Below are 21,080 nucleotides of genomic sequence, written 5' to 3'. Positions count from 1 at the left end.
CATCACCCCCGCACGGGCACGTGCCGTTCGTCGTGACCGTTGTAGACGGAGAGCGGGCGGATCAGCGCGTTCGACGCATTCTGCTCCATGATGTGCGCCGTCCAGCCGGTGACCCGGCTGGCGACGAACAGGGGCGTGAACGTCTCGGTGTCGAAGCCCATGAGATGGTAGGCCGGGCCCGCCGGGTAGTCGAGGTTCGGCTTGATGCCCTTGCGCTCGGCCATGGCCTCCTCGAGGGCGATGTACAGGCGCATGAGGTCGGGGCGATCGTAGTGCTCGACCATCCGCTCGAGCGCGTCGCGCATCGTGGGGACGCGGGAGTCCCCGTTCTTGTACACGCGGTGGCCGAAGCCCATGACCTTTCGCTTCTCGGCGAGCTGGGCGTCGAGCCACGCCGCCGCGGCATCCGCGGTGCCGATCTCGGCGAAGGCGTGCATGACGGCCTCGTTGGCGCCGCCGTGCAGCGCGCCCTTGAGCGCGCCGATGGCGCCCGTGACGGCCGAGTAGAGGTCGGAGAGCGTGCTGGTGATCACCCGCGCCGCGAACGTGGACGCGTTGAACGAGTGCTCGGCGTAGAGGATCATCGACACGTCGAACGCGTTCACGACGGCGAGTTCGGGCGCCTCGCCGAATGCCTGCCACAGGAAGTTGGCCGAGTAGCCGAGGTCGTCGCGCGGCTCGACGAATTCGAGGTCGCGGCGCCGGCGCTGGTCGTAGCAGACGATCGACGGGAGCTTCGCGAACAGGCGGATCGCCTTGTCGAGGTTGGCCTCGCGCGAGTCGTCCGACGTGGCCGGGTCGCTCGCGCCGATGACGCTCACGGCGGTGCGCACGACGTCCATCGGGTGGGCGCTGAGCGGCAGCTCGTCGATGATGCGCTTGACCTCGTGGTCGAGCCCGCGGTGCGAGCGCTCGCGCTCCTCGAACTCGGCGAGCTCCGTGTCGTCGGGGAGCTCGCCGTTCCAGAGCAGGTACGCGACCTCTTCGAAGGTGACGGATGCCGCGAGCTCCTGCACCGGGTACCCGCGGTACAGCAGGGAGTTCGTCTCGGGGCTCACCTTCGAGATGGCCGTGTAATCGACGGGAACGCCGGCCAGGCCCTTGAAGATGACCGGGGGTGCCGCCTGCTGCTGATCGCTCATCGTGCTCCTCGTGACGGAGCGGCCGCCGCAGCGCGACCGCTCTCCCAGCCTAGGGGCACCCGGCGTCGGCAGTGAGATCCCGGCTCGGGTCAGAAGAGTCCGGTGGGGATCTCCACCCCCACGAGCGCACCGGGAGCCGCCGTGAAGGTGAGTCCGCCGATCTCGTCGGGACCCAGCTCGGGGAGGCGCTGCGCGACGTCGAGGAACCGCTCGATCTCGGCGGCCTCGAGCATCTCGGCGGCGAGGGTGCGGAACTTCTGCACGTACTGTTCGCGGCCGAACGGACGAGCGCCCAGCGGGTGCGCGTCGGCCACGGCGATCTCGTCGACGATCTCGCCGCCGTCGGCGAGCTTGATGACCACTCGGCCGCCGAACGCCTTCTCGTTCACGTCGAGCGAGTGGTAGCGGCGGGTCCACTCGGGGTCCTCGACGGTCGAGACCTTGCGCCACAGCGCGACCGTGTCGTCGCGATGCGCGCGCTCGGGCGAGTACGACGTCTCGTGATCCCAGGCGCCGTCCTGCAGGGCGACCGTGAAGATGTACGCGATCGAATGGTCGAGCGTCTCGCGCGAGGCATCCGGATCGAACTTCTGCGGGTCGTTCGCCCCCGAGCCGATCACGTAGTGCGTGTGATGCGACGTGTGCAGCGTGATCGACTCGATTCGGCCGGGGTCATCGAGGATCAGCGGGTACTCCTCGTGGAGCTTGCGGGCCAGGTCGATCCACGCCTGCGCCTGGTACTCCGCCGAGTGCTCCTTCGTGTACGAGTCGAGGATCGCGCGTTTCGCCTCGCCCTCCTCGGGCAGCGGCACGTCGTAGTTGGCCTCGGGTCCGCCGAGGAGCCACGCGATGACGCCGTCCTCGCCCTCGTAGATCGGCGTCGGGCTCGTCTCGCCGCGCATGGCCCGGTCGACCGCCTCGACGGCCATCTTGCCCGCGAACGCGGGCGCGTGCGCCTTCCAGGACGAGATCTCGCCCTTGCGCGACTGCCGCGTCGCCGTGGTGGTGTGCAGCGCCTGGCCGATGGCCTGGAAGATCGTCTCCTGATCGAGTCCGAGCAGCGTGCCGATGCCGGCCGCGGCCGACGGCCCGAGGTGCGCCACGTGGTCGATCTTGTGCTCGTGCAGCGAGATCGCCTTCACCAGGTCGATCTGGATCTCATACCCCGTCGCGATGCCGCGCACGATGTCACGGCCCGTCAATCCACGCCGGTCCGCCAGGTGCTGGGCGACCGCCACGATGGGCGGGATGTTGTCGCCCGGGTGCGAGTACTCGGCGGCCAGGAACGTGTCGTGGAAGTCGAGCTCGCGCACGGCGACCCCGTTGGCCCATGCGGCCCACTCGGGCGACGTGTGGCGGGCGGCATCCGCCCCGAACACGGTCGAGCCGTCGCCCCCGATCGAGACCGGGTGCGAGAGCGCCTGGCTGCGCGCGGCCACCACCGGTTTGCGCGCCAGCGCGGCCGCCGCGACCGCCGCGTTGTCGATGACGCGGTTCACGACCATGTCGACGACCTCGTCGTCGACCTCGACGGGATCGATCGCCGTGGCCGCGAGCTGCCAGGCGAGTTGACCCTCTCGGGAGAGGTTCTCGTCACTCCGGTGGGTGCGCAGGTGGTGGATCTTCACGAGCCCACGCTATCGAACCGCGGTGCGGATGCCTCGGGGGGCGCGGCGGGGTTGCGGAACGCGGTCCGACCGTGCTCAGGGGCGGTCGGGCCAGACCGGATCGTGCACCTGCGTGTCGAGCACGCGTGCGGCGAGCCCGTGGTCGACGCTTTCGAGCGTGGGCGGGTTCCACTTCGGAGAACGGTCCTTGTCGATGACCTGCGCGCGGATGCCCTCGATCAGGTCGTGCTGCTCGATGAACCATGCGACGAGCCGGAACTCCTGCTCCAGCGCGTCCTCGAGTGTCGGCAGGGTGCGGGCGCGGCGCACCGACTCGAGCGTGACGGTGAGCGCGGTCGGTGAGAGCGTGGCGAGCTCGTCCGCCGCGGCCGCCGCGTAGGCCCGGGCGGCCGGGTCCAGCGGATGCGTCGGGAACGGACTGGACGAGCCGCCTTCTGTCGGCACCGTCGCCCGCCCCTCGGCGAACGCGTGCAGGCGCTCGATGATCTCGGCGACCGTGGGCGCGGAGTAGCAGGCGTCGACCCAGTCGCGTGCGAGGGCGAGCGCCGACGGGCCGGGCGTCTCGTCGAAGAGCGTCACGATCTCGGCGGGGCTGCCGGGGTCGGCTCGTTCGGCGAGCGCGTCGATGAGGTGCGGCAGGCGCTCGGAGGGCACGAACGCATCGGCGAAGCCCGCGTGCAGGGCGTCGGCGGCGTCCATGGTGCGGGAGTTGAGCGCGAGGTGCACGCCGAGCTCGCCAGGCGCCTTCGCGAGGAGCCACGAGCCGCCGACGTCGGGCGTGAACCCGATGCGGGTCTCGGGCATCGCGACGCGCGAACGCTCGGTGACCACGCGGATCGCGGCGTGGCCGGCAAGGCCCACGCCGCCGCCCATGGTGATGCCGTCCATGATGGCGACGACCGGCTTCGGGTAGCGCGCGATCATGGCGTCGAGCCGGTACTCCGAGCGGAAGAACTCCCGCGCCTCGGCCGCGTCGTCGTTCACGGCGTACCCGTAGAGCTCCCGCACATCGCCGCCCGCCGAGAAGCCGCGTTCACCGGCACCGTCGAGCACGACGAGGCCCACCTCGGAGTGGTCGCGCCAGACTTCGAGCACCGCGGTGAGCTCACGGATCATCTCGTAGCTCAACGCGTTGAGCGCGTTCGGGCGATCCAGCGTGAGGTGGCCGACGCCGTCGGCGACGGTCGCGGAGATCTGGTCGCTGACGTGTGCCACGTGTGCCACCGTAGCGGCATCCCAGCCGACGGCGTAGCCTCCCGTTCGAGGAGGGGTCATGATCGAATCCGCGTTTCCGATCCTCGAGGTCGATGACATGCCGGCAGCGCTGGCGTTCTACCGGGATGCACTGGGGGGCGCCGTGTCGTACCGGTTCCCCCCCGAGGGCGATCCCGACTACGTGTCGCTCGCGGTCGGCACCTCGTCGGTCGGCATCGGGCTGACCGAGTCGCCGCTGCCGCCCGGCAACGTGCTCCTCTGGTTCTACGTCGACGACGTCGACCGGGTCACGGCGGCGCTCGCCGACGCCGGCGCGACGGTCGAGGAGGAGCCGCTCGACCAGCCGTGGGGTGAACGCACGTCGCTGCTGACCGATCCCTTCGGCACGCGTATCCGCCTCGGTGCCGCGATCGCACCGCCGCCCGATGAGGAGTAGGCGCGGTCGCCGACCTCACGCCGGATCGAGGACGAGGATCCCGATCGGGGTGCGGAGCACGAAGCCGAGTCGCTCGTAGAGCGCGATCGCGCTCCGGTTGCCCCTGTAGGCGTGCAGGAAGGGCGTCTCGCCACGGGCCAGGATGCGATCGGCCACGGCCGCCGAGAGCATGGCGGCGTACCCTCGCCCGCGGTGGCCTGCGTCGGTGCACACCCCGCTGACCTCTGCGTGGCCCTCGGGCTTCATGCGCTCACCCGCCATGGCCACGAGGCGACCGTCGACCCGGATGCCGAGGAATCCGCCGAGTTCGGGCGTGCGCGCCTCGAAGGGCCCGGGCTCCGTTCGTTTCGCGAGCGCGACCATCTCGGCGGCGTCGGACGGCCCGAGCGGCACGAGCTCGGCGGTCGTCGGCACCGCGGCGAGCCGGTCGAGCACGAGCTGCACTCCGGGACCGGCCAGTCGCACGGTCGTGCCCGGCGGCACGGGGATCTCGCCGCGCTGCAGCAGCAGCACGCGTCCGCTCTCGGCCACGAGCTCGCCGAGGCGGTCGAGGTGCTCGGTGTCGTCCGCCGCGACCGCGGCGAGTGGGCCGATGCCCGGGTCGAAGCGCCGCGCTCGATCGTCGCCGACCGCGAACTCGCGCTGCCGGTTCGCGAGGGCGTTCCACACCGGGCGATCGAGCGGATGCCCCGTCATCGCGTCTTCCCTCCCGCCGTTGCCTCCCGAAGACGGACGGCCCGACGGTCGAGGGGCTCGCGGTCGAGCCTCGCCTCGAGCTCGGCGAGCTGATCGAGGAGCGAGCCCGCGAGACCGTCGCAGGCGTCGACGACCGCCGCTTCGACGTGAGGCCAGACGTCGCTGCGCGCCTGAGCCACGAGCCGCTCGCCCGCGGCCGTCAGCTGCACGGACCGCCGACGCCGATCCGACGATCCGTGGGCGACGACCTCGATGAGCCCCAGCTCCGCCAGCCTGCCGACGCTGCGCGTGACGCCCGGTTGGCTCACTCCGACCGACTGGGCCAGCTCGCCCACGGTCAGGCCTCCGGCGCGTTCGAGGGCGGCGAGCAGCGGAAACCAGCTGGCCTGAATCGCCATGCCGCTAGCTTCGATGAATCTGGTCGTGTCGGCATGCATCCGCTCACCGAGCCGCTTGAACCGCGTGCCGAGCGTGAGGTGACCCAATTGCCCGACGATGTCGTCGACCATGCTCCTCCTTTTCATAACACGGTATATAACCATTGATGAGATCACAAGGTGCTCGGAGTAGCATGCTGGCGTGGTCCCCCTCGACAACCTCTGGGCATTCGTGCTCGCGTCGGTCGTGCTCATCGTGATCCCCGGCCCGAGCGTGCTCTTCGTGATCGGCCGCTCACTGGCGCTCGGACGCCTCGGCGGCCTGCTCAGCGTGCTCGGCAACGCCCTCGGCATGGTGCCGCTCGTGGCAGCCGTCGCCCTCGGCGTGGGCGCGCTGGTCGCACAGTCGGTGCTCCTCTTCACCGTCATCAAGATCGCGGGGGCGCTGTACCTCGTGTACCTCGGCATCCAGGCGATCCGCCACCGAGCGGATGCCGCGGCCGCCGTGAACGGCGAGGTGCTGCCGCGCTCGCACTGGCGCCAGCTCGGCGAGGGCTTCGTCGTCGGGGTCACGAACCCCAAGACCATCGCATTCTTCGTCGCGGTGCTGCCGCAGTTCGTGGACTTCACCGCCGGCGCCATCCCGCTGCAGCTGTTCGAGCTCGGCGTCGTGTTCATCGTCCTCGCGCTCCTGTGCGACTCCGTGTGGGCGATCGGAGCGAGCGCGGCGCGCGATTGGTTCGCACGTTCGCCCAGGCGGGCGGCGCACCTCGCCGCCACCGGTGGCGTCATGATGATCGGCCTCGGCGGCGTGCTCGCGCTGTCGGGGAACAAGCACTGATCGGGATCGACCGGAAGGGAGCGGTTCGCATGGAGAACCGGAACTGGAGCGACCTCACCTCGCAGGAGCAGACGGGGCTGCTGGTCGCGGCATCCGTGCAGATCGCCCTCGCGGCGGCCGCATGGACCGACCTCGCGAGACGGCCGTCAGAACTCGTGAGGGGCCCGAAGCTCGTCTGGGCCGCGATCATCGCGGTGAACTTCGTCGGACCGATCGCCTACTTCGTGCTCGGCCGGCGCCGCGGCGCCCGTCTCGGCTGACCGCGGGCCTGACCGCGGTCCCGGACGCGGGCCCGTTCCGACGGCGCGTCGCGTTTCAGTCGCGGTTCGCGGTGCTCACGAGGATGCCGCGCGCGAGGGCGTGGAAGAAGCAACGGGTGCCAAGGCTCGCTGGCGAGGCATCCGGCTCGAGATCGAAGCTCGGCACGTCGAGGGCATGCACGACGAACATGTAGCGGTGCACGCCGGTGCTGCGCGGCGGTGCCGCACCGGAGAAGGAGGCCTCGCCGTCCTCATTCCTCAGCATGAGCGCGCCAGAGGGCAGCTTCGCGCCGCCGGCGGCGCCGGCATCCGCATCGAGGCTCGTGACCGTCGCGGGGAGGTTCGCCACCGACCAGTGCCACCATCCCGACGCGGTCGGCGCATCGGGGTCGAGGCAGGTCACGGCGAAGCTCCGGGTGCCCGGCGGGTACCCCGTCCACGACAGCTGGGGTGACCGGTCGGCGCCGCCGGCGTGCGCGGCCCACTGCGCCCGGGCGAGCGGGCCGTTCGGCTCGAAGTCCTCGCTCGCCACCGTGAACGTGCCGACTGGTCGGAGTCGCTGCAGGGCGACGTAGGGGTCGTAGTCGAGCATGCGTCCTCCTCGAAGGGTCGCGCGTCCGGTCTCCGCCAGCCTACGGACCGCGCCCCGCGCGGCGCGGCCCACGCGCGGCATGTCTCGGGTCGGCTGCGATTCGGTATGCCGGGCCGGCAGACACCCGGCTCGGCCTCAGCTGCGGGCACGGACGCGGCGGCCTGGAACCCGACGAGGATGCCATCCGCGCAGGCGCCCAGGTCAACGTGCCACCAACCAGGCGTAGCCGTACGGCTCGAGACGAAGTCCGTCATCGTGTCGTGTCCCCGTGATCACGTCCGTCCCGCTGAGTGCCGGGAGGTGCACGACGTCGGAACTGACGTTGACGGCAGCGACCACCTCGTCGGCGGTTCCAGCGGCACGCCGGATGACGAGCACGCGCTCGTCGAGCCGGTCGACCGACTGATCGGCGAACGGCGAGAACGCGGGCAGGGTTCGGCGCGTCGTGAGCAGGTGGCGAAGCCCCTCGAGCATGCCACGCCGGCGCGATGACGACGCCAGGTCCGAGATGAGCCGATCGGCGTCGAGGACCTCCCGGTTGATGCGGCGAGGGATGTCGCTTGTCTCCATGCCGGCTCGATCCTGGCCTGACCCGAAGAAGGCGTGATAGTAGATCGCCGGCACGCCGACCATCGACAGCAGGATTGCGTGTGCCGCGAGGCCGCGCGTGACGGCGGAGGCATCGGGGTCGGGATCGTCCGGGTCGACAAGTGCGTCGAGGTAGTTCGTGTTGAGCTCGTACACGCCATCGGATCCGTCGGGTCCTTTCGCCATGGTGACACGCCCACCACGGGCCAGCGTGCGCTCGACGAGGAGTGCGCGGTCGGCGGCGCTCAGCAGGCCCTCGGTCGGTCGGATGCCGATACCGTCGTGGCTCGCAAGGAAGTTGAACCACGTTGCCCGAGGTCCCACCGGGCCGATCCCCCGAGCCCAGGAAGCGAGCGCGGTCACCCTCCCCGTGACGAATGCGTGGAGCACCAGCGGTGGCAGCGCGAACTGGTACACGAGGTTGGCCTCGTCCGATCCGTTCCCGAAGTACGTGATGTTGTCGGCGTGGGGCACGTTGGTCTCCGTGAGGAGAAGCGTGCCCGGTGCGAGCGCATCGACGAGCACACGCCAGATTCGGATGATCGTGTGCGTCTGCGGGAGGTGGATGCAGCTGGTGCCCGACTGCTTCCACAGGAAGCCGATGGCATCGAGTCGCACGGTCGTCGCGCCGTGCGCGAGGTACCCGAGGAGGATGTCCGTGAGGTCGAGGAGCACGGCCGGCGTGCTCGGGTCGACGTCGACCTGGTCGGAGCCGAACGTCGTCCACGCCCTCGCGATGGTGCCGTCGGGACGTCGGTATTCGTGGACGAGCGGCGTCGTGCGGGGCCGGACGACCTTCGAGGTGTCGAAGCCGGCGTCCGGCTCCAGGAAGTACCCCTCGTAACGAGGATCGCGAGCGAGCCACGATTGGAACCACTCGCTCGAGCTGGAGAGATGGTTGGCTACGAAATCGAGCGCGAGGGCGTGATCGGCTCGCAGCTCGGCAACGTCCCCCCACGTACCGAGCTCCGGGTTCACCCGCCGATGGTCGGTCACGCCGAAGCCGTCGTCGGAGGTCCAGGGGTAGATGGGCAACAGGTGCACATCGGTGACGGCATCGCGGACATGCTCACGTAGCACCGATGCCAGCGTATGCAGTGGAGCCTCACCTGCCCTGCGGAACGCATCGCCATAGGTGATGAGGTATGCCGTGCCCTCGTCGGGACGCTCATGCTCCAGCGAGTGCAGCGCGGGGGCCCATTCAGTGGCCAGGCTCACGAGGCGGCCGAGCACGTCATCGGCCCGGTCGGGGTAGAGCTGTTCTACGAGCGGCACCAGTCGCGCTCGGAGCACCATCGCATCGAAATCGGTCATGCGCCCTCCAGACCCAGGAGTCGTCGCACGTAGTCGAATCCGCGCTCGTCGAGTTCCGCGATCCGATCCGAGAAGCCACGCACCCCGGGCGCAGCGAGCACGACCTCCGCCCACTCATCCCGCAGTGCGAATCCGGGTCGTGCGATGAGGCAGTCCGGGTCGTTGGTCCAGAGCCTGCCGTGCTGCCATGAACGCGCCTCGAGTGACATCCGGCCTCGAAGTCCCTGGGACCCGTCTTCGCCGCCCTCGTGGAACGTGTCGGGAGAGACGCGCATCGCGTCGACCAGGCCAACGCTCGGCAGGATCGGAGCGCCGCAGCCCAAGAGGTACGCGTCATCGCCCATGACCTCGCGGACCAGGCTGAGGCCGGAACGGTACGCGGCGATCGGGCCGACCTCGACGGCATGCCTGGCTCCCGGCACCGCTCCGGCGTAGAGGAAGTCGAGCTTCACGTAATCGATGCCGAGTTCGCGCAGCCCCGTGAAGACCTCGGCAAGGTAGTCCCTCACCCCCGGGTGCGTGAGGTCCAACCCGATCAAGTCGTCGCCCCAGTTGTGTCCGGCGGGCCCCGTCAGCCAGTCCGGGCGCCGCTGAGCGAGGTCCGATCGCGACCCGACCACGAATGGGGCCAGCCAGATGCCGGCACGCCGTCCACTGTCGAGGATCGCGGTGACGGTGTCGGGCAACGATCCGAAACGTGGATCCGGCTCGGTCCACGCTCCGGTGCCGAGGCTCCATCCGTCATCGACCTGCACGACGTCGACCGGCAGGTCGTGCCGCTCGAACGCTGCCACGTTCTCGAGCACGTCGGCTGCGGTGACCTCTTCGAAGTAGCGGTACCACGTGCACCAGACCCTCGGAACAGGGGCGGTGGTGCGGGCGCTCGCAGCCGTACCGAAGCGCTCACCGAATGCGTCGAGCGCGGACTGTCCGGCGGAGCCTCGCTCCGCGCCGACCGCCTGCCCCGAGGCATCCGCCGTCACACGTTCGACCTTCGACGACGCGCTCACGATCACGCGGTCGCTGCGCCAGGTCGCCTGGATCGAGGGGACCGTCGTCGACGCATCCGTGGCGCCGTACGCGCGCGCCGGCGATCCATCGCCGGGATCGACCACGACGAGCCCTTCGCCCTGCACGCCCTTCTCGGCGATCTCTGTACCCGGCCGGAAGCGCATGAGGTGCTGCCAGCCCTCGTCGGGACGGTCCGCAGGTTCACCCATGCCGTACCAACTGGTCGGGCTCCAGCTCTGCCAGCCTTCCGCGTAGACGCGAGCGCGGGGCCCGACCGGGACTTCATCGATGATGCTCATTCCGGGATGACCGCCTGTTCGCCTGGCCGGGTGAACACGAGATCGTCCGGATGGACGGGCACGCCATGCTCGGCGGACGCGGCAGCCGCCATGCCGAGCCGGACGGTGGCGAGCACGTGCTCCGCGGAGTTCTCGGGCTCACGGTCTTCGGAGATGGACGTCAGCAGCTCGCCCATCGCCCCGGCGAAGCCGTCCGTGAACCACTGCCCATCGAGGGCGTACCGAGTGCTCGTCTCGCCGCGCTCGAGCACGAGCGAGTCGGAGCCGAGGAGCACGCTGCCACGGAGCGTGCCCTCGGTTCCATGGATCCAGAACGGGCAACCGCCCGCGCGGGCGAAGGCGTTGCCGACGATCCGGATGGACGCGCTCGCCCCTGTGTCGAGGCCGACATGGAGCGTGGCCTGCCACGGATTCCGCGCATCACGCGGTTGGCCCGGAACCCGGGAGTCGTGTGCGATGACGGATTCGACGCGCGCGCCCTCGAGCCAGCAGCGCGTGATGTCGATCCAGTGAACGAGATAGTCGGTGAGCAGCATGTGGGGAATGTCGTCGAACGGCGTGTCGGCGAGCGGTGGCAACGGCTTGTCGTGCAGGTGCGTCACGCCGACGATCTCGCCGACCGCTCCCTCGCGAACGAGCAGGGTGGCGAGGCGCCACGCGGGCGCCCAGCGCCCGTTCTGATTCACCGCGATGCGGATGCCGCGGTCGCGCGCCTCGGCGAGCACCGCGCGGAGGCGTGTCAGCTCGGCGGGGTCGACGACGAGGGGCTTCTGCGCGAGCACGTGCCTTCCGGCGGCAACGGCCTCCTCGATGAGGTCCAGGCGACTCGCTGGACTCGTCGCGATGTCGACGACGCCGACGCGCGGGTCGGCAAGGAGCTCGGCGACCGAGTCGTGCACGGTCTCGATGTCGAATTCCGCGGCGAGGTCGCGCGCGGTGGCAGTGGTGCGAGAGGCGATCGCAACAACAGGCACACGCCAGGCGGCATACGCCGGCAGGTGTGCGGTGCGCGCGATGGCGCCGGCGCCGACCAATCCGACTCCCGGCCGCTCAGCCGGGAATCGTGGTCGGTAGTCGGGGATGCCGCTCACGGAGTCGGCTCCGGTGCAGCATCGAAGCGGAGCACCGCCTGCAGCAGTTCAGGGTCGCCGCGGTCGAGGCGTTCGAACACGATCGCGACATCTGATGCGTCGACGACGTCGGTGACGAGTGCACCGGCGTCCACCGCGCCGGAGTCGATCTGCGCCAGGACCGTGCGAATGAGTCGAGCCTGGTCCCAGCGACGCCCGAGCTCGACGGGAACGCCGCCGATCTGGCTTGCGACGATGCGCACGCGGTTGTGGTGGAACTCCTCGCCGAGACGGAGGTTCGCAGCGCCGCCCTGGTAGAAGCCGCATGCGGCGACGAGCCCTTCGACGACGACGGACCGAACCGCTTCGTGCAGAGCGCTGTCGACACCCGAGAGTTCGATCGCGGTGTCGGCGCCGCCGCCCGTCAACTCGCGGATTCGCTCTCCCGCTCCAGGGAGTGTCGCGTCGATGACCTCGTCGGCGCCGAACTCGGTCGCGGCGCGGAGCCGCGCTGGTTGGGCATCGACCGCGAGCACGCGTGCACCAGACAGCTTCGCGAGACGTGTGGCGAGCAAACCGATGACCCCCTGGCCGAAGATCGCGACCTGCTCGCCCAACCGCACCTCGGCTGCGAGCACAGCGTTGAGGGCGATCGATCCCACCCGTGCGAACGTGCCGAGCACTGGATCGAGACCCTCGGGAAGGACACGCCAGGCCAGAGCCGATGCGGGGAGGACCGCGTCGCTGCGGTGGCCCCAGATACCGTGCACGATGTCGCCGGGTTTCAGCGTGGTGACGTCGTCCGCCACCTCGACGACTTGGCCGACCTCCGAGTAGCCCCAGCCCTGCACGGGATAGCCGAAGCTCGGCTCACCCGCAACGAAGAGGCGGCGCTCGGCATCCCAGGTCGAGGTGAGGTACGGATTCGTACCGCGGTATGCCGTGAGCTCGGTGCCGGCCGAGATCCCGGAGAACCAGGTGGCGACCCGGACGTCGCCGGGCGTGAGCGGTGCGGCATCCGTCTCGACGAGTTCGACCCGTCGCGGGCCGGTGAATTGGACGATCTGGGGCACGATAGCGCGCCCTCCTTTCGCTACGGAAGATCGAAGGGCTCTCGTCAGCCCTTTTCGGCACCGGCAGTCAGACCGCCGATCAGCAATCGCTCGGAGGCGAAGAACAGCAGGATGATCGGCAGGGTGAGGATGACCGAGCCGGCCATCAGCACGGTGGTGGGCACCTCGATGCTGCCGGAGAGCTGCGACAGCCCGAGCGAGACGGTCCACGAGTCCCGTCGCTCGACGAGGAACAGCAGCGCGAAGAGGAACTCGTTCCACGCGATCATGAAGATGAACAGGCCGTTCGAGATGATGGCCGGCATGGCAAGGGGCAGGCTGATCCTTCGCATGATCTGCAGCCGGCTGCAGCCGTCGATCGCCGCGGCCTCCTCCAAGGACACCGGCACCGTCGAGAAGTAGTTGCGCAGCGTGTAGATCGACACGGCCACGACTTGCGAGACGTAGACGATGAGGAGCCCGACGAGCGATCCCCGCAGCCCGACCTGCGTGAAGAACACGAAGAGCGGAACGGCCAGCAGGATGCTGGGAAAGAAGTACACCGCGAGGAAGAGTCCTGAGACCTGCCGCCGTCCGAAGAACGCGAGCCGGCTCACGGCGTAGGCCCCGGGAATGGCGACCAGCAGCGAGAGCGCGACCGTGCCGAGGGCGACGAGCAGCGAATTCCGCATGAACGTGGCGAACCCCTGCCCGCCGTCCGAGATGGGGGCGAGCACGTCGAGATACGTCGACGGGTCGAACTCGTCGACGGAGATCCACAACGATCCGGGGTTCTGCAGCAGGGAATCGAGTGATCGGAAGCTGAGCAGCACCATGTAGTAGAAGGGGAACACCGCGGCCAGTAGCAAGACCACGATGACCAGCGGCCGAACGACCTTCAGCAGCGCGTTCTCGAAGCGGTCGCGGTTGAACCCGCCCGTCCTGGACGATTTCGTCGGTGGTGTTTCGAGTGTCGACGTGCTCATGCCTGCTCCTCCTCCCTGCCGAACAGCTTGAGGTACACACCGACGAGCACGGCGAGGATCACCGCCAGGAGCAGCGCCTGGGCCGCCGCCGCTCCGATGTCGCCTCGCGCGGTCAGGTAGTCGAAGACGCGAACGGACACGACTTCGGTCCCGGCGCCGCCACCGGTCAGGAGGTAGATGTCGTCGAAGTTGTTGAAGGTCCAGATGAATCTCAGCACCGTCAGCACGGCGATCGTCGGTAGGAGCTGCGGCAGCAGGATGTGACGGAAACGCTGGGTCGGGGTCGCGCCATCGATCCGGGCTGCCTCATCGAGCACCTCGGGCACCGCTCCAAGCCGCGCCGTGAGGAAGAGGAAGGCGAACGGGAAGGATCGCCAGCCCTCGAACAGGATGACGGTGATCAGCGCGATCGGCAGTTCCACCTCCCGTCCGAAGATCGACACCGGCAGCGCACGATCGGACAGGAAGGCGACCGGGTCGTCCCATCCCAGCACCGTCGTGCCGAACCAGTTGACGACGCCGAACTGGGGATTCAGCATCGTCGACCAGACGAAGGTGGCGGCGACGACCGGAGCGACGTACGGCAGCAGCAGCGAGGCGCGAATGAGACCACGCCCGCGGAATGGCCTGCGGAGGGCGAGCGCGGCGACCAGTCCGATACCGATCGCGAGCGCGGTGCCGACCACGGAGTAGATCAGCGTCGTGAACAGCGCGCCGAGGAATCCGGGCGAGGTGAGGACATTCACGAAATTGGCGAGCGTGTACTCGCCGATGAAGCCGGTACCCCTGATATTGATGAGCCGAACCCGCTGGAACGCCAACGCGATCGCCCAGATGATCGGCAACACGACGGCGACGACGACGATGACGACGGTCGGCGAGATCAGGGCGAGACCGGTGCGGTTCTCCTCCTTCCTGCGGAAGGAGGAGCCAGGAGCCCGCGCGCCGGAGGGCGTGCTGCCAGCCGGGGCCGCGGGACCCGGACCCGCGATCCCCGGCCCCCCGGTCGGTTGCGTCACTCGAGTGACTCCGCTATCGAGCGCACCGCCTCAGCTGCGTTCTGTACGGCCGTCGCCGGGTCCTCTCCCTGGGCGACCTCGCTGACCGCATCTGCGACCGGATGCTCGCCCTGGAGCGCCCCGAGCAGATTCCCCTGGCCCTGGGAGATGCCCCAACGAGCAAGATCTTCGGGACCCGCCGCCACGACCTCGAGCACCTCGGCAGCATAGAAGTCCGAGAGCGGCGCCTTGGTGTCGACTCCCGCGGGCAGCGTGGCCCACAGGTCCGAGTACAGCGTCGGTTCCTCGGCGGTGCCGGTGCGAACGGGCACCTTGCCCTCTGGCGCGATCGCGATCCACGGCTCGTACCCGTCGCTCATCATGTACTCGATGAATGCCTGCGAGCTCTCGACGTTTGCTCCGTCGGTCACGGTCCATGACGTGATCTCGCCGAACTGTGCCGGGCCACTCGAGTCTGGCCCCTCGATTGCCGTGACGACGCCGGTGTTGGCGGCGAGGAACCCTGGGTCCGCCACGCACTCGGGGCACGAGGGCATGGCATCGTTGCGGAGTCCTGCGAGCTCGTCGAGGGCGAAGCTCGACCAGATGAACATGGCGGCGTCACCGGCGAAGTAGGTCGCGCGTGTCGTGTCGACGTCCTGCGCACCCGGCACCGAGTAGTTCGTGACGAGGTCGCCGTAGAACTCGAACGCCGCGACGCACGCGTCGGAATCGAGTTCGACGTCGCCGTCATCGTTCACGAGCTGGCAGTCGTTGCCCAGGGCGAGGTGCTCGAATGTCTGCTCCGTGAACGCGTCGCCAGGCGCCGTCGCGCCGACGAACCCGGCCATCTCGTCGGTGTCAAGGGTCTCTGCCGCCTCGAGGATCGCGTCGTACGAGTCGGGCGCCTCGAGCCCGGCCGCCTCGAACAGGTCCGTGCGGTAGTAGAGCATCTGGGTCCACGACTCGCTCGGGACTGCCAGTTGGGTGTCGCCCTCGGCCGTGAGCTCGAGCGCCTTCTCCGAGAACGTCGAGCGATCGAGCGAGTCCACCACCGCACCAACGGCCGCCGTGTCGATGAGTTCGTTCGCCGAGAGGGTGCGAACCTGCGGAAGGGAGATGCCGCCGATGACGTCGGGCAGATCCCCGGCCGCCGCCGCTGCGGTGATGAGCTGGCTGAACTGGTCTTCGGCGACCGACACCAGTTCGACCTCGATGCCCGATTCCGCTGTGAACGCGTCGACGATCTCCTGCGTGGCTGCGACCCGGTCAGGCAGGTCCTCCTGCACCCAGAAGGTGATGCCCTCCCCGCCGCCGTTGTCGGTCTCAGGGGAACTCGTGCAACCGGTCAGTGCAAGTGCCGCAGCACTCAACACTGCCGGTATCGCGATGGCTGTGGCATGAAGCTTCATTGTGTGCGCCTCCCTGCGCTAGGACGAGCGATGGCTCTTTGCGTTGAGCGCTGTGCCAGATAAGTCTAATGATTAGGTAGATAATGACTAACTGTCAAGCATAATGGGAGTAGCCGACTTGGAGGTCGAATATGCCTGGACCCGGTGACGTGCTGGAGCTCATCCGCGCGGGCCGAGCCGTAACACGCGGCGAGGTGCTCGACGTCACGGGTCTTTCCCGGATGACGGTGGCCACCAAGGTCGACGCGCTGCTGGACGCGGGCCTGATCATCGAGAAGGGCACCAACCGCGTCTCGGGCGGCCGCCCCTCACGACTCCTCCAGTTCAACACGGCGCACGCGTTCGTTCTCGCGGCCGCGGTCGACACGACGCACACGACGGTTGCGCTGACCGACCTCGCCGGGCGCATCATCGACGAGGAGCGACTCGACGTGGTCATCGCCGACGGCCCCGGCCTCACACTCGATGCGATCGTAGACCGCGCACGTGCCCTCCTCGAGCGCGTCGGCATCGCGCGAGATCGGGTCAGCGGAATGGGTATCAGCGTGCCGGGTCCGGTCGACCCCGACACCGGCCGACCGAGCCAGCCACCGATCATGCCCGGCTGGGACGCGTACCCGGTCGTCGAGCACCTGCACGAGGCGCTCGACGTACCCGTGCTCGTCATGAATGACGCCGACGCGGCGGCCCTCGGCGAGCAGCGCTTCGCCCACCCCGACTCGCTGTCCCTCTGCTTCATCAAGGTCTCGTCGGGCATAGGCACGGGAATCGTCATCGGTGGGCGCGTCTACGCCGGTACCGATGGCGGCGCAGGAGACATCGGGCACATCAGGCTCGTCGGGTACGACGACCGTCTGTGCCAGTGCGGATCGTACGGATGTCTCGCCGCCGTCGCTTCGGGGGGTGCGGTGGCGCGTTCACTCAGCGAGCTGGGCAAGCCCGCGGCATCCGGCTCGGACGTCGGCGCCCTGCTCTCCGCCGGCGATGCCGACGCGGCGCGTCTCACTCGGGCAGCCGGTCGCGTCCTCGGTGAGGTCCTGGCCACCGTCGTCTCGGTGCTCAACCCCAGCGAAGTCGTCATCGGCGGCACGCTCGCCTCGGCCCCGCTGCTGACAGGTTTGCGGGAGACCCTCTACCCACGTTCCCTCCCCCGGGCGACGCGGCATCTGGCGATCAGTCAGTCCGACCTCGGCCCACGCGCCGGTGTGGTCGGGCTCGCGACGCTCGTGGTCGAGCGGGAGTACTCGGCGGAGACGGTCAACGCGGCCCTCGGTGCATAGAGCTCGACCATTGCTCGGCATCGACGAGACCCGTGACGAAGCCGGCACGTGCCGACAGACGTCTACGACGCCTCCGCCGCGGGCACCCGAGTGCGGCACGGCAGGCCGTCGGCGTCGGCGTCGGGACGCCACCACAGCCAGAGTTCACCGGCGATGACGTGCATCGAGAGGCCGAGCCAGAAGGCCGGCGCGAAGCTCGCCTCGAGCGAGAAGATCTGGAACCCCACGAAGATCCCGACCCAGTTCCGGATCGTGCCGACGCCGAGCCCGACCGCGAACGCGCGGATCATCCAGCGCCGATGCATGCGGACGTCGCCGCTGCGGATCGCGCGGTACGCGAGGAGGAGCGTTCGCCCTGGCGCCCGCCCGAACCTGCGGTGGAAGGTGAAGTGCCGATCACGGAAGCGCCGCCACAACTGCAGTGGTGCGCCCAGGAGGTACAGCACGCCGGGCACGATGTGCAGGTAGGCGAGCCACGGATACTCGACGTACCGCCGCTCGAAGGCATCCCCCTGCGCGGGTGTTCCCGTGACGATCAGCGGGCCGTCGGTTCCGACCCGGATGCCGGCGAACACCAGCACGATCGTGATCAGGAGGAAGATCAGCGTCCACGTCGTGATCACGACGGCGCGGGTCATGGTGCCCGCTTCGAGCGAGACGCGCACGTCTCAGGTCTCATGCTCGATCAGCGCCTTGATGTTCGCAGCGCTTCGTTCCATCAGGGGCTTGATCCGGTCCGCCATGGAGGCGTCCACCTCGGGGAACTCGGCGCCGAGCGTGAGCTGGGTCGCCTCCGGTCCCCGCGCAGCCAGCAGAAGCCATCCATGGATGGTCATCGCCCCGTCGTGGGTCGTCGTGCGCATTGCTCGCCCGGGTTCGAACTCCGTGATCTCCATCGTGCCCTCGGTCGGGGGCTCGAATCGGATGCTCCGACGCCGGATCACGCTGCCCACACCAATCGGCCCCTCCTGGGGGTCCTCGAGTTGGATGTCGGGGTCCCACCTCGGGTGGTTCTCCACGTGATGCACCGCACAGAAGTCCCATACCGCCGCGACGGGCCGCCGGATCGTCGTCGAGACTTCGAGTTCCATCGTGTCCCCCTTGGCCATCATCAGGTGAGATCTGCTCAGGTTACCCGCTGCGCGGCCTGCGTCGCTGCTCAGGTGCTGCGCTGCAGACGGCGGCGCAGTTCCGGGTCGCCCGCCCACCGCCGGTGCAGGATGATCCGCTGCCGAGGTCGCCGCGCGTAGGCGCGCGCGTTGCGGCTCGAGAGGGCGAGCAGCACGAGGATGTCGAGTGCGAGCGTGAGGAACGTCGTACGGAGCGTGATCTCGGTGGTGCCGGTCACCGAGTCGATCCACGCGACCACGATGCTGATCGTCGAGAACAGCATCACCGTGATGCGCGCCCAGTTGCTGCCGATCCAGATGAGGAGTCCGAGCACCAGCTCGGCGGTGAGCACCACCGCTCCCGCCACGATCACGATGGTGAGCACCAGGTCGGATGCCGCCTGCTCGTCGCGACCGTCGATGTCGATCTGGAGCTCGGTGCGCACGATCTGTTCCCACTGGAGGCCGAGGGAGACGAGCCAGGCGACCCCTGCCGCCACGCGACCCCACACGAGCAGGGCCCCGAACGCCGTCGCCGCCGGCCGGGGCATCGACACCGGCGGCGTCACCGGCGTCGCCAGCACGGCCGGCGACTCGAACGCCGGCCGCTTCTCGACCGACACACGCCGGCGTTCGGGGGCGGTCACGTCGCAGCTCCCGTCGGCTCGGTCGCGTCGACTTCGCCGACGTCGCCGACCTCGGCCTCGATCGCCCCGACCGGCACGTCGCCGACGTCGATCACGGGCAGGTCGCCGTCGGTGCGGATGGTGTCGCCGCCGCCGTTCCTGGAGTGGTAGCCGGTCGAGAAGTCGCGCAACACGTCGACGCGTGCGGCCGGGTTCGCGCCGAGCACGGTGGCGACGATGTGGTCGCGCTCGACGTCGATGTCGGCGTCGATCTTGTGGGTCACCTGCAACGTGAACAGCGAGAACCCCACGCTGCGGTCGAAGGTGCCGGCCGCGAGCCAGTCGACGCGGCGTCCGCCGGGCAGTAGCCAGCCCTCGGGGGTCTTCCAGAACCGCACGTGGTGCCGGCGGGCGGGGTTTCCCTCGACCTCCTGCTGGTAGGCGAAGTCCTGCTGCCGGTGGAAGAGGAACAGCGGACTCACCGGCGCCTCGTCGTAGCTTCGCCGGCTGACGGTCGATGTCACGATGCGCCAGCTCGAGGCGAGCGTGACATCATCGGCGCGGGTCCAGCCGGCGGCACGCATGGCGGCGTGCACGGATGCCTCGCTCCCCTCGAACGCGAGGTTCACCGGGTCGCCGAGCAGCCCGTCGCTCGTGCGGGCACGGCCGATGAAGTACTCGGGCACGTAGACCGCGGTGAGGATGCGGTGCAGTCGCGGCAGCACGAGATAGGCGAGCACGAGCCAGAAGACCACGAAGAACGCGATGGCGAACCATCCGAACTCGAAGGACTGCGTGAGCACGAGCCACGCGAGCCACACCGAGGCGACGCCCGCGAACACGAAGAAGAATCCGTCGAGCATCGTCGTGAACGAGAGCCGGCGCGCGGTCGGTTGCTCCACCTCTGCTTCAGATGCCTCGGCGCCCTCGCCCATGACTGCATGGTAGCCGCGGCGAGCGCGAGCGCGTCCTGTTGCCGTGCCGTTCAGCCGAGACGGGCGAGGAGCGTCGCGCCGACGTCATCGACGGGCTCGCCCTGATTGGCGAGCACGATCGAGGCGGTGCCGCTCGCCGTGTCGATGAGGAGGATGCTCGCGAACCCGAGGGTCATGCCGTTGTGCGACACGATCCGGCTCTCGCCCTGTTCACGGACGTTCCAGAAGTAGCCGATCGTCGAGCCGTCGCCCACCTCGATGGTGCCGCTCTGCGCGGCGCTGTCGGTGAGGGGTCCGTCGAGCACCGCCTGCGCGAACGCCACCAGGTCGCCGATGGTCGCGTGGATGCCGCCGGCCGGGGCGTACGCGGCGAGCGCGGAGGCTTCGACGGGGTTGCCCTCGGCGTCGAAGCCGCCGGCGTGCGAGTCGGGTACGTCGTCGTCGACGAGCGGCAGGCTCGCCCCGTCGAGGCCGAGGGGCTCGAGGAGCCGGCCGGTGAGGAGCGACCGGTAGTCGGTGTCCGCGGCCGCGGCGAGCGCGTGACCGACCAGCGCCGCACCCATGTTGCTGTACGAGAATCCATGGCCGGACGCGACCTCGACACCGCGGGCCTCGGCGAGGAGCTCGTCGAGCGTCTCGTCCACGCCGTCGCGGCCCTCCTCCATGGCGGCGGTGGCTCGCTCCACCCAGGCGGCGTCGTCGGTCGGGAAGGTGGGGATGCCCGCGCGGTGCGCTGCGAGGTCTCGGAGGGTCACGGATGCCACGGGCGCATCGCCGAGGTCGAGGTACTGCCCGACCGGGTCGTCGGCCTGCACCTCGCCCCGCTCGATGGCCTCCGCGAGCAGCTCGCCTGTGAACACCTTGGTGATGGAGCCGATCTCGAACGCCGTGGACGCGTCGGCTCCCATGAACGCCGTGCGAACGTCGTCGCCGTCGATCACGGCGACCGCGACCCGGTCGTCGGCGTCGATGAACGAGGGGCGGATGAGTCGCAGCACCTCGGGATCGCCGGTCGCGGCGTCGGCGTCGCTCGCCTCGCCGGATGCAGGAGCGGACGCGGGCGCGACGGCCGGCACGCACCCCGTCAACGTGAGACCGCCGGCAAGCAGCGTGGCCCCGAGCAGGAGGTTCGTCCCGTGCGTGCGGCGCATCGGCCCATCGTATGGTCCCTCGCCCCGTGCGGTCACGACCCCCGTGTGCGGGCCGAAGTAGG

At 69.4% G+C, this 21,080-nt stretch carries 22 protein-coding genes; 4 read left to right on the top strand and 18 right to left on the bottom strand.

Features of this window, described 5'->3' with window-relative positions; all coding sequences use genetic code 11:
* Nucleotides 1–2: 2 nt before the first annotated feature.
* The 3 genes from AB0K73_RS04470 to AB0K73_RS04460 all read right to left on the bottom strand — a co-directional run bounded on the left by AB0K73_RS04470 (nucleotide 3) and on the right by AB0K73_RS04460 (nucleotide 3,985).
* Nucleotides 3–1,142 (bottom strand): bifunctional 2-methylcitrate synthase/citrate synthase, encoded by a 1,140-nt coding sequence (locus tag AB0K73_RS04470; protein ID WP_360510401.1) that lies wholly within the window; start codon nucleotides 1,140–1,142, stop codon nucleotides 3–5.
* Between the two features lie 89 nt (nucleotides 1,143–1,231).
* Complete coding sequence (locus tag AB0K73_RS04465; RefSeq protein WP_360510402.1) at nucleotides 1,232–2,770, bottom strand: MmgE/PrpD family protein; 1,539 nt, start codon at nucleotides 2,768–2,770, stop codon at nucleotides 1,232–1,234.
* Between the two features lie 75 nt (nucleotides 2,771–2,845).
* Entirely contained in the window at nucleotides 2,846–3,985 is a 1,140-nt protein-coding gene (locus AB0K73_RS04460) for an enoyl-CoA hydratase/isomerase family protein (protein WP_360510403.1), read from the bottom strand.
* A 58-nt stretch (nucleotides 3,986–4,043) separates the two neighbouring features.
* Here AB0K73_RS04460 and AB0K73_RS04455 point away from each other — a divergent pair, with 58 nt between their 5' ends.
* On the top strand, nucleotides 4,044–4,421 hold the full coding sequence (locus AB0K73_RS04455) for a VOC family protein (RefSeq protein WP_360510404.1): 378 nt from the start codon (nucleotides 4,044–4,046) through the stop codon (nucleotides 4,419–4,421).
* Between the two features lie 15 nt (nucleotides 4,422–4,436).
* Here AB0K73_RS04455 and AB0K73_RS04450 read toward each other — a convergent pair whose 3' ends face one another.
* Nucleotides 4,437–5,117, bottom strand: coding sequence for a GNAT family N-acetyltransferase (locus AB0K73_RS04450; protein ID WP_360510405.1), 681 nt, complete (start codon nucleotides 5,115–5,117; stop codon nucleotides 4,437–4,439).
* Nucleotides 5,114–5,626, bottom strand: coding sequence for a MarR family transcriptional regulator (locus AB0K73_RS04445; protein ID WP_360510406.1), 513 nt, complete (start codon nucleotides 5,624–5,626; stop codon nucleotides 5,114–5,116). Before AB0K73_RS04445 ends, AB0K73_RS04450 begins: the two co-directional genes overlap by 4 nt.
* Nucleotides 5,627–5,696: 70 nt before the next feature.
* Between AB0K73_RS04445 and AB0K73_RS04440 the strand changes: the two genes are divergently transcribed.
* Nucleotides 5,697–6,335 carry a LysE family translocator gene (locus AB0K73_RS04440; RefSeq protein ID WP_360510407.1) on the top strand — a complete coding sequence of 213 codons (639 nt, stop codon included), beginning with the start codon at nucleotides 5,697–5,699 and terminating at the stop codon, nucleotides 6,333–6,335.
* 29 nt (nucleotides 6,336–6,364) lie between these two features.
* Nucleotides 6,365–6,595, top strand: coding sequence for a PLD nuclease N-terminal domain-containing protein (locus tag AB0K73_RS04435; RefSeq protein ID WP_360510408.1), 231 nt, complete (start codon nucleotides 6,365–6,367; stop codon nucleotides 6,593–6,595).
* Between the two features lie 55 nt (nucleotides 6,596–6,650).
* On the opposite strand, the gene AB0K73_RS04430 is transcribed toward AB0K73_RS04435, so the two are convergent.
* From AB0K73_RS04430 to AB0K73_RS04395, 8 genes are all read right to left on the bottom strand, one after another.
* Nucleotides 6,651–7,187: a YbhB/YbcL family Raf kinase inhibitor-like protein gene (locus tag AB0K73_RS04430; protein ID WP_360510409.1), complete on the bottom strand. Its 537-nt coding sequence runs from the start codon at nucleotides 7,185–7,187 to the stop codon at nucleotides 6,651–6,653.
* 201 nt (nucleotides 7,188–7,388) lie between these two features.
* Complete coding sequence (locus tag AB0K73_RS04425; protein WP_360510410.1) at nucleotides 7,389–9,089, bottom strand: alpha-amylase family glycosyl hydrolase; 1,701 nt, start codon at nucleotides 9,087–9,089, stop codon at nucleotides 7,389–7,391.
* Nucleotides 9,086–10,399: a glycoside hydrolase family 36 protein gene (locus tag AB0K73_RS04420; RefSeq protein WP_360510411.1), complete on the bottom strand. Its 1,314-nt coding sequence runs from the start codon at nucleotides 10,397–10,399 to the stop codon at nucleotides 9,086–9,088. Before AB0K73_RS04420 ends, AB0K73_RS04425 begins: the two co-directional genes overlap by 4 nt.
* On the bottom strand, nucleotides 10,396–11,490 hold the full coding sequence (locus tag AB0K73_RS04415) for a Gfo/Idh/MocA family oxidoreductase (RefSeq protein WP_360510412.1): 1,095 nt from the start codon (nucleotides 11,488–11,490) through the stop codon (nucleotides 10,396–10,398). Before AB0K73_RS04415 ends, AB0K73_RS04420 begins: the two co-directional genes overlap by 4 nt.
* Entirely contained in the window at nucleotides 11,487–12,542 is a 1,056-nt protein-coding gene (locus tag AB0K73_RS04410) for a zinc-binding alcohol dehydrogenase (protein ID WP_360510413.1), read from the bottom strand. The genes AB0K73_RS04415 and AB0K73_RS04410 overlap by 4 nt, the downstream gene beginning before the upstream one ends.
* 44 nt (nucleotides 12,543–12,586) lie before the next feature.
* The gene (locus AB0K73_RS04405; RefSeq protein ID WP_360510414.1) at nucleotides 12,587–13,507 is read right to left on the bottom strand and encodes a carbohydrate ABC transporter permease; all 921 of its coding nucleotides are present in this window, start codon (nucleotides 13,505–13,507) and stop codon (nucleotides 12,587–12,589) included.
* Nucleotides 13,504–14,526 carry a sugar ABC transporter permease gene (locus tag AB0K73_RS04400; RefSeq protein WP_360510415.1) on the bottom strand — a complete coding sequence of 341 codons (1,023 nt, stop codon included), beginning with the start codon at nucleotides 14,524–14,526 and terminating at the stop codon, nucleotides 13,504–13,506. The genes AB0K73_RS04405 and AB0K73_RS04400 overlap by 4 nt, the downstream gene beginning before the upstream one ends.
* The gene (locus tag AB0K73_RS04395) at nucleotides 14,523–15,917 is read right to left on the bottom strand and encodes an extracellular solute-binding protein (protein ID WP_360510416.1); all 1,395 of its coding nucleotides are present in this window, start codon (nucleotides 15,915–15,917) and stop codon (nucleotides 14,523–14,525) included. Before AB0K73_RS04395 ends, AB0K73_RS04400 begins: the two co-directional genes overlap by 4 nt.
* 131 nt (nucleotides 15,918–16,048) lie before the next feature.
* Here AB0K73_RS04395 and AB0K73_RS04390 point away from each other — a divergent pair, with 131 nt between their 5' ends.
* The gene (locus tag AB0K73_RS04390) at nucleotides 16,049–17,197 is read left to right on the top strand and encodes an ROK family protein (RefSeq protein WP_360510417.1); all 1,149 of its coding nucleotides are present in this window, start codon (nucleotides 16,049–16,051) and stop codon (nucleotides 17,195–17,197) included.
* Nucleotides 17,198–17,259: 62 nt separating this feature from the next.
* Here AB0K73_RS04390 and AB0K73_RS04385 read toward each other — a convergent pair whose 3' ends face one another.
* The 5 genes from AB0K73_RS04385 to AB0K73_RS04365 all read right to left on the bottom strand — a co-directional run bounded on the left by AB0K73_RS04385 (nucleotide 17,260) and on the right by AB0K73_RS04365 (nucleotide 21,018).
* Complete coding sequence (locus tag AB0K73_RS04385; RefSeq protein WP_360510418.1) at nucleotides 17,260–17,835, bottom strand: DUF2306 domain-containing protein; 576 nt, start codon at nucleotides 17,833–17,835, stop codon at nucleotides 17,260–17,262.
* Between the two features lie 30 nt (nucleotides 17,836–17,865).
* The gene (locus tag AB0K73_RS04380; protein WP_360510419.1) at nucleotides 17,866–18,288 is read right to left on the bottom strand and encodes an SRPBCC family protein; all 423 of its coding nucleotides are present in this window, start codon (nucleotides 18,286–18,288) and stop codon (nucleotides 17,866–17,868) included.
* A 68-nt stretch (nucleotides 18,289–18,356) separates the two neighbouring features.
* Nucleotides 18,357–18,953 carry a hypothetical protein gene (locus AB0K73_RS04375; protein ID WP_360510420.1) on the bottom strand — a complete coding sequence of 199 codons (597 nt, stop codon included), beginning with the start codon at nucleotides 18,951–18,953 and terminating at the stop codon, nucleotides 18,357–18,359.
* Nucleotides 18,950–19,867 (bottom strand): LssY C-terminal domain-containing protein, encoded by a 918-nt coding sequence (locus tag AB0K73_RS04370; RefSeq protein WP_360510421.1) that lies wholly within the window; start codon nucleotides 19,865–19,867, stop codon nucleotides 18,950–18,952. Before AB0K73_RS04370 ends, AB0K73_RS04375 begins: the two co-directional genes overlap by 4 nt.
* Before the next feature lie 50 nt (nucleotides 19,868–19,917).
* The gene (locus AB0K73_RS04365) at nucleotides 19,918–21,018 is read right to left on the bottom strand and encodes a serine hydrolase domain-containing protein (RefSeq protein ID WP_360510422.1); all 1,101 of its coding nucleotides are present in this window, start codon (nucleotides 21,016–21,018) and stop codon (nucleotides 19,918–19,920) included.
* Between the last annotated feature and the right edge of the window lie 62 nt (nucleotides 21,019–21,080).

Source organism: Agromyces sp. NPDC052230, assembly GCF_040679595.1.
In the GTDB taxonomy this organism is placed as follows: domain Bacteria; phylum Actinomycetota; class Actinomycetes; order Actinomycetales; family Microbacteriaceae; genus Agromyces.
This window is presented reverse-complemented; position numbering and strand designations above follow the sequence as displayed.

Excerpts from the sequence above, each read along its gene's own strand:
- AB0K73_RS04470 (WP_360510401.1), bottom strand. The coding sequence starts at position 1,142 with ATGAGCGATCAGCAGCAGGCGGCACCCCCGGTCATCTTCAAGGGCCTG.
- AB0K73_RS04455 (WP_360510404.1), top strand. The coding sequence starts at position 4,044 with ATGATCGAATCCGCGTTTCCGATCCTCGAGGTCGATGACATGCCGGCA.
- AB0K73_RS04450 (WP_360510405.1), bottom strand. The coding sequence starts at position 5,117 with ATGACGGGGCATCCGCTCGATCGCCCGGTGTGGAACGCCCTCGCGAAC.
- AB0K73_RS04445 (WP_360510406.1), bottom strand. The coding sequence starts at position 5,626 with ATGGTCGACGACATCGTCGGGCAATTGGGTCACCTCACGCTCGGCACG.
- AB0K73_RS04435 (WP_360510408.1), top strand. The coding sequence starts at position 6,365 with ATGGAGAACCGGAACTGGAGCGACCTCACCTCGCAGGAGCAGACGGGG.
- AB0K73_RS04430 (WP_360510409.1), bottom strand. The coding sequence starts at position 7,187 with ATGCTCGACTACGACCCCTACGTCGCCCTGCAGCGACTCCGACCAGTC.
- AB0K73_RS04425 (WP_360510410.1), bottom strand. The coding sequence starts at position 9,089 with ATGACCGATTTCGATGCGATGGTGCTCCGAGCGCGACTGGTGCCGCTC.
- AB0K73_RS04420 (WP_360510411.1), bottom strand. The coding sequence starts at position 10,399 with ATGAGCATCATCGATGAAGTCCCGGTCGGGCCCCGCGCTCGCGTCTAC.
- AB0K73_RS04405 (WP_360510414.1), bottom strand. The coding sequence starts at position 13,507 with ATGAGCACGTCGACACTCGAAACACCACCGACGAAATCGTCCAGGACG.
- AB0K73_RS04395 (WP_360510416.1), bottom strand. The coding sequence starts at position 15,917 with ATGAAGCTTCATGCCACAGCCATCGCGATACCGGCAGTGTTGAGTGCT.
- AB0K73_RS04390 (WP_360510417.1), top strand. The coding sequence starts at position 16,049 with ATGCCTGGACCCGGTGACGTGCTGGAGCTCATCCGCGCGGGCCGAGCC.
- AB0K73_RS04385 (WP_360510418.1), bottom strand. The coding sequence starts at position 17,835 with ATGACCCGCGCCGTCGTGATCACGACGTGGACGCTGATCTTCCTCCTG.
- AB0K73_RS04380 (WP_360510419.1), bottom strand. The coding sequence starts at position 18,288 with ATGGAACTCGAAGTCTCGACGACGATCCGGCGGCCCGTCGCGGCGGTA.
- AB0K73_RS04370 (WP_360510421.1), bottom strand. The coding sequence starts at position 19,867 with ATGGGCGAGGGCGCCGAGGCATCTGAAGCAGAGGTGGAGCAACCGACC.
- AB0K73_RS04365 (WP_360510422.1), bottom strand. The coding sequence starts at position 21,018 with ATGCGCCGCACGCACGGGACGAACCTCCTGCTCGGGGCCACGCTGCTT.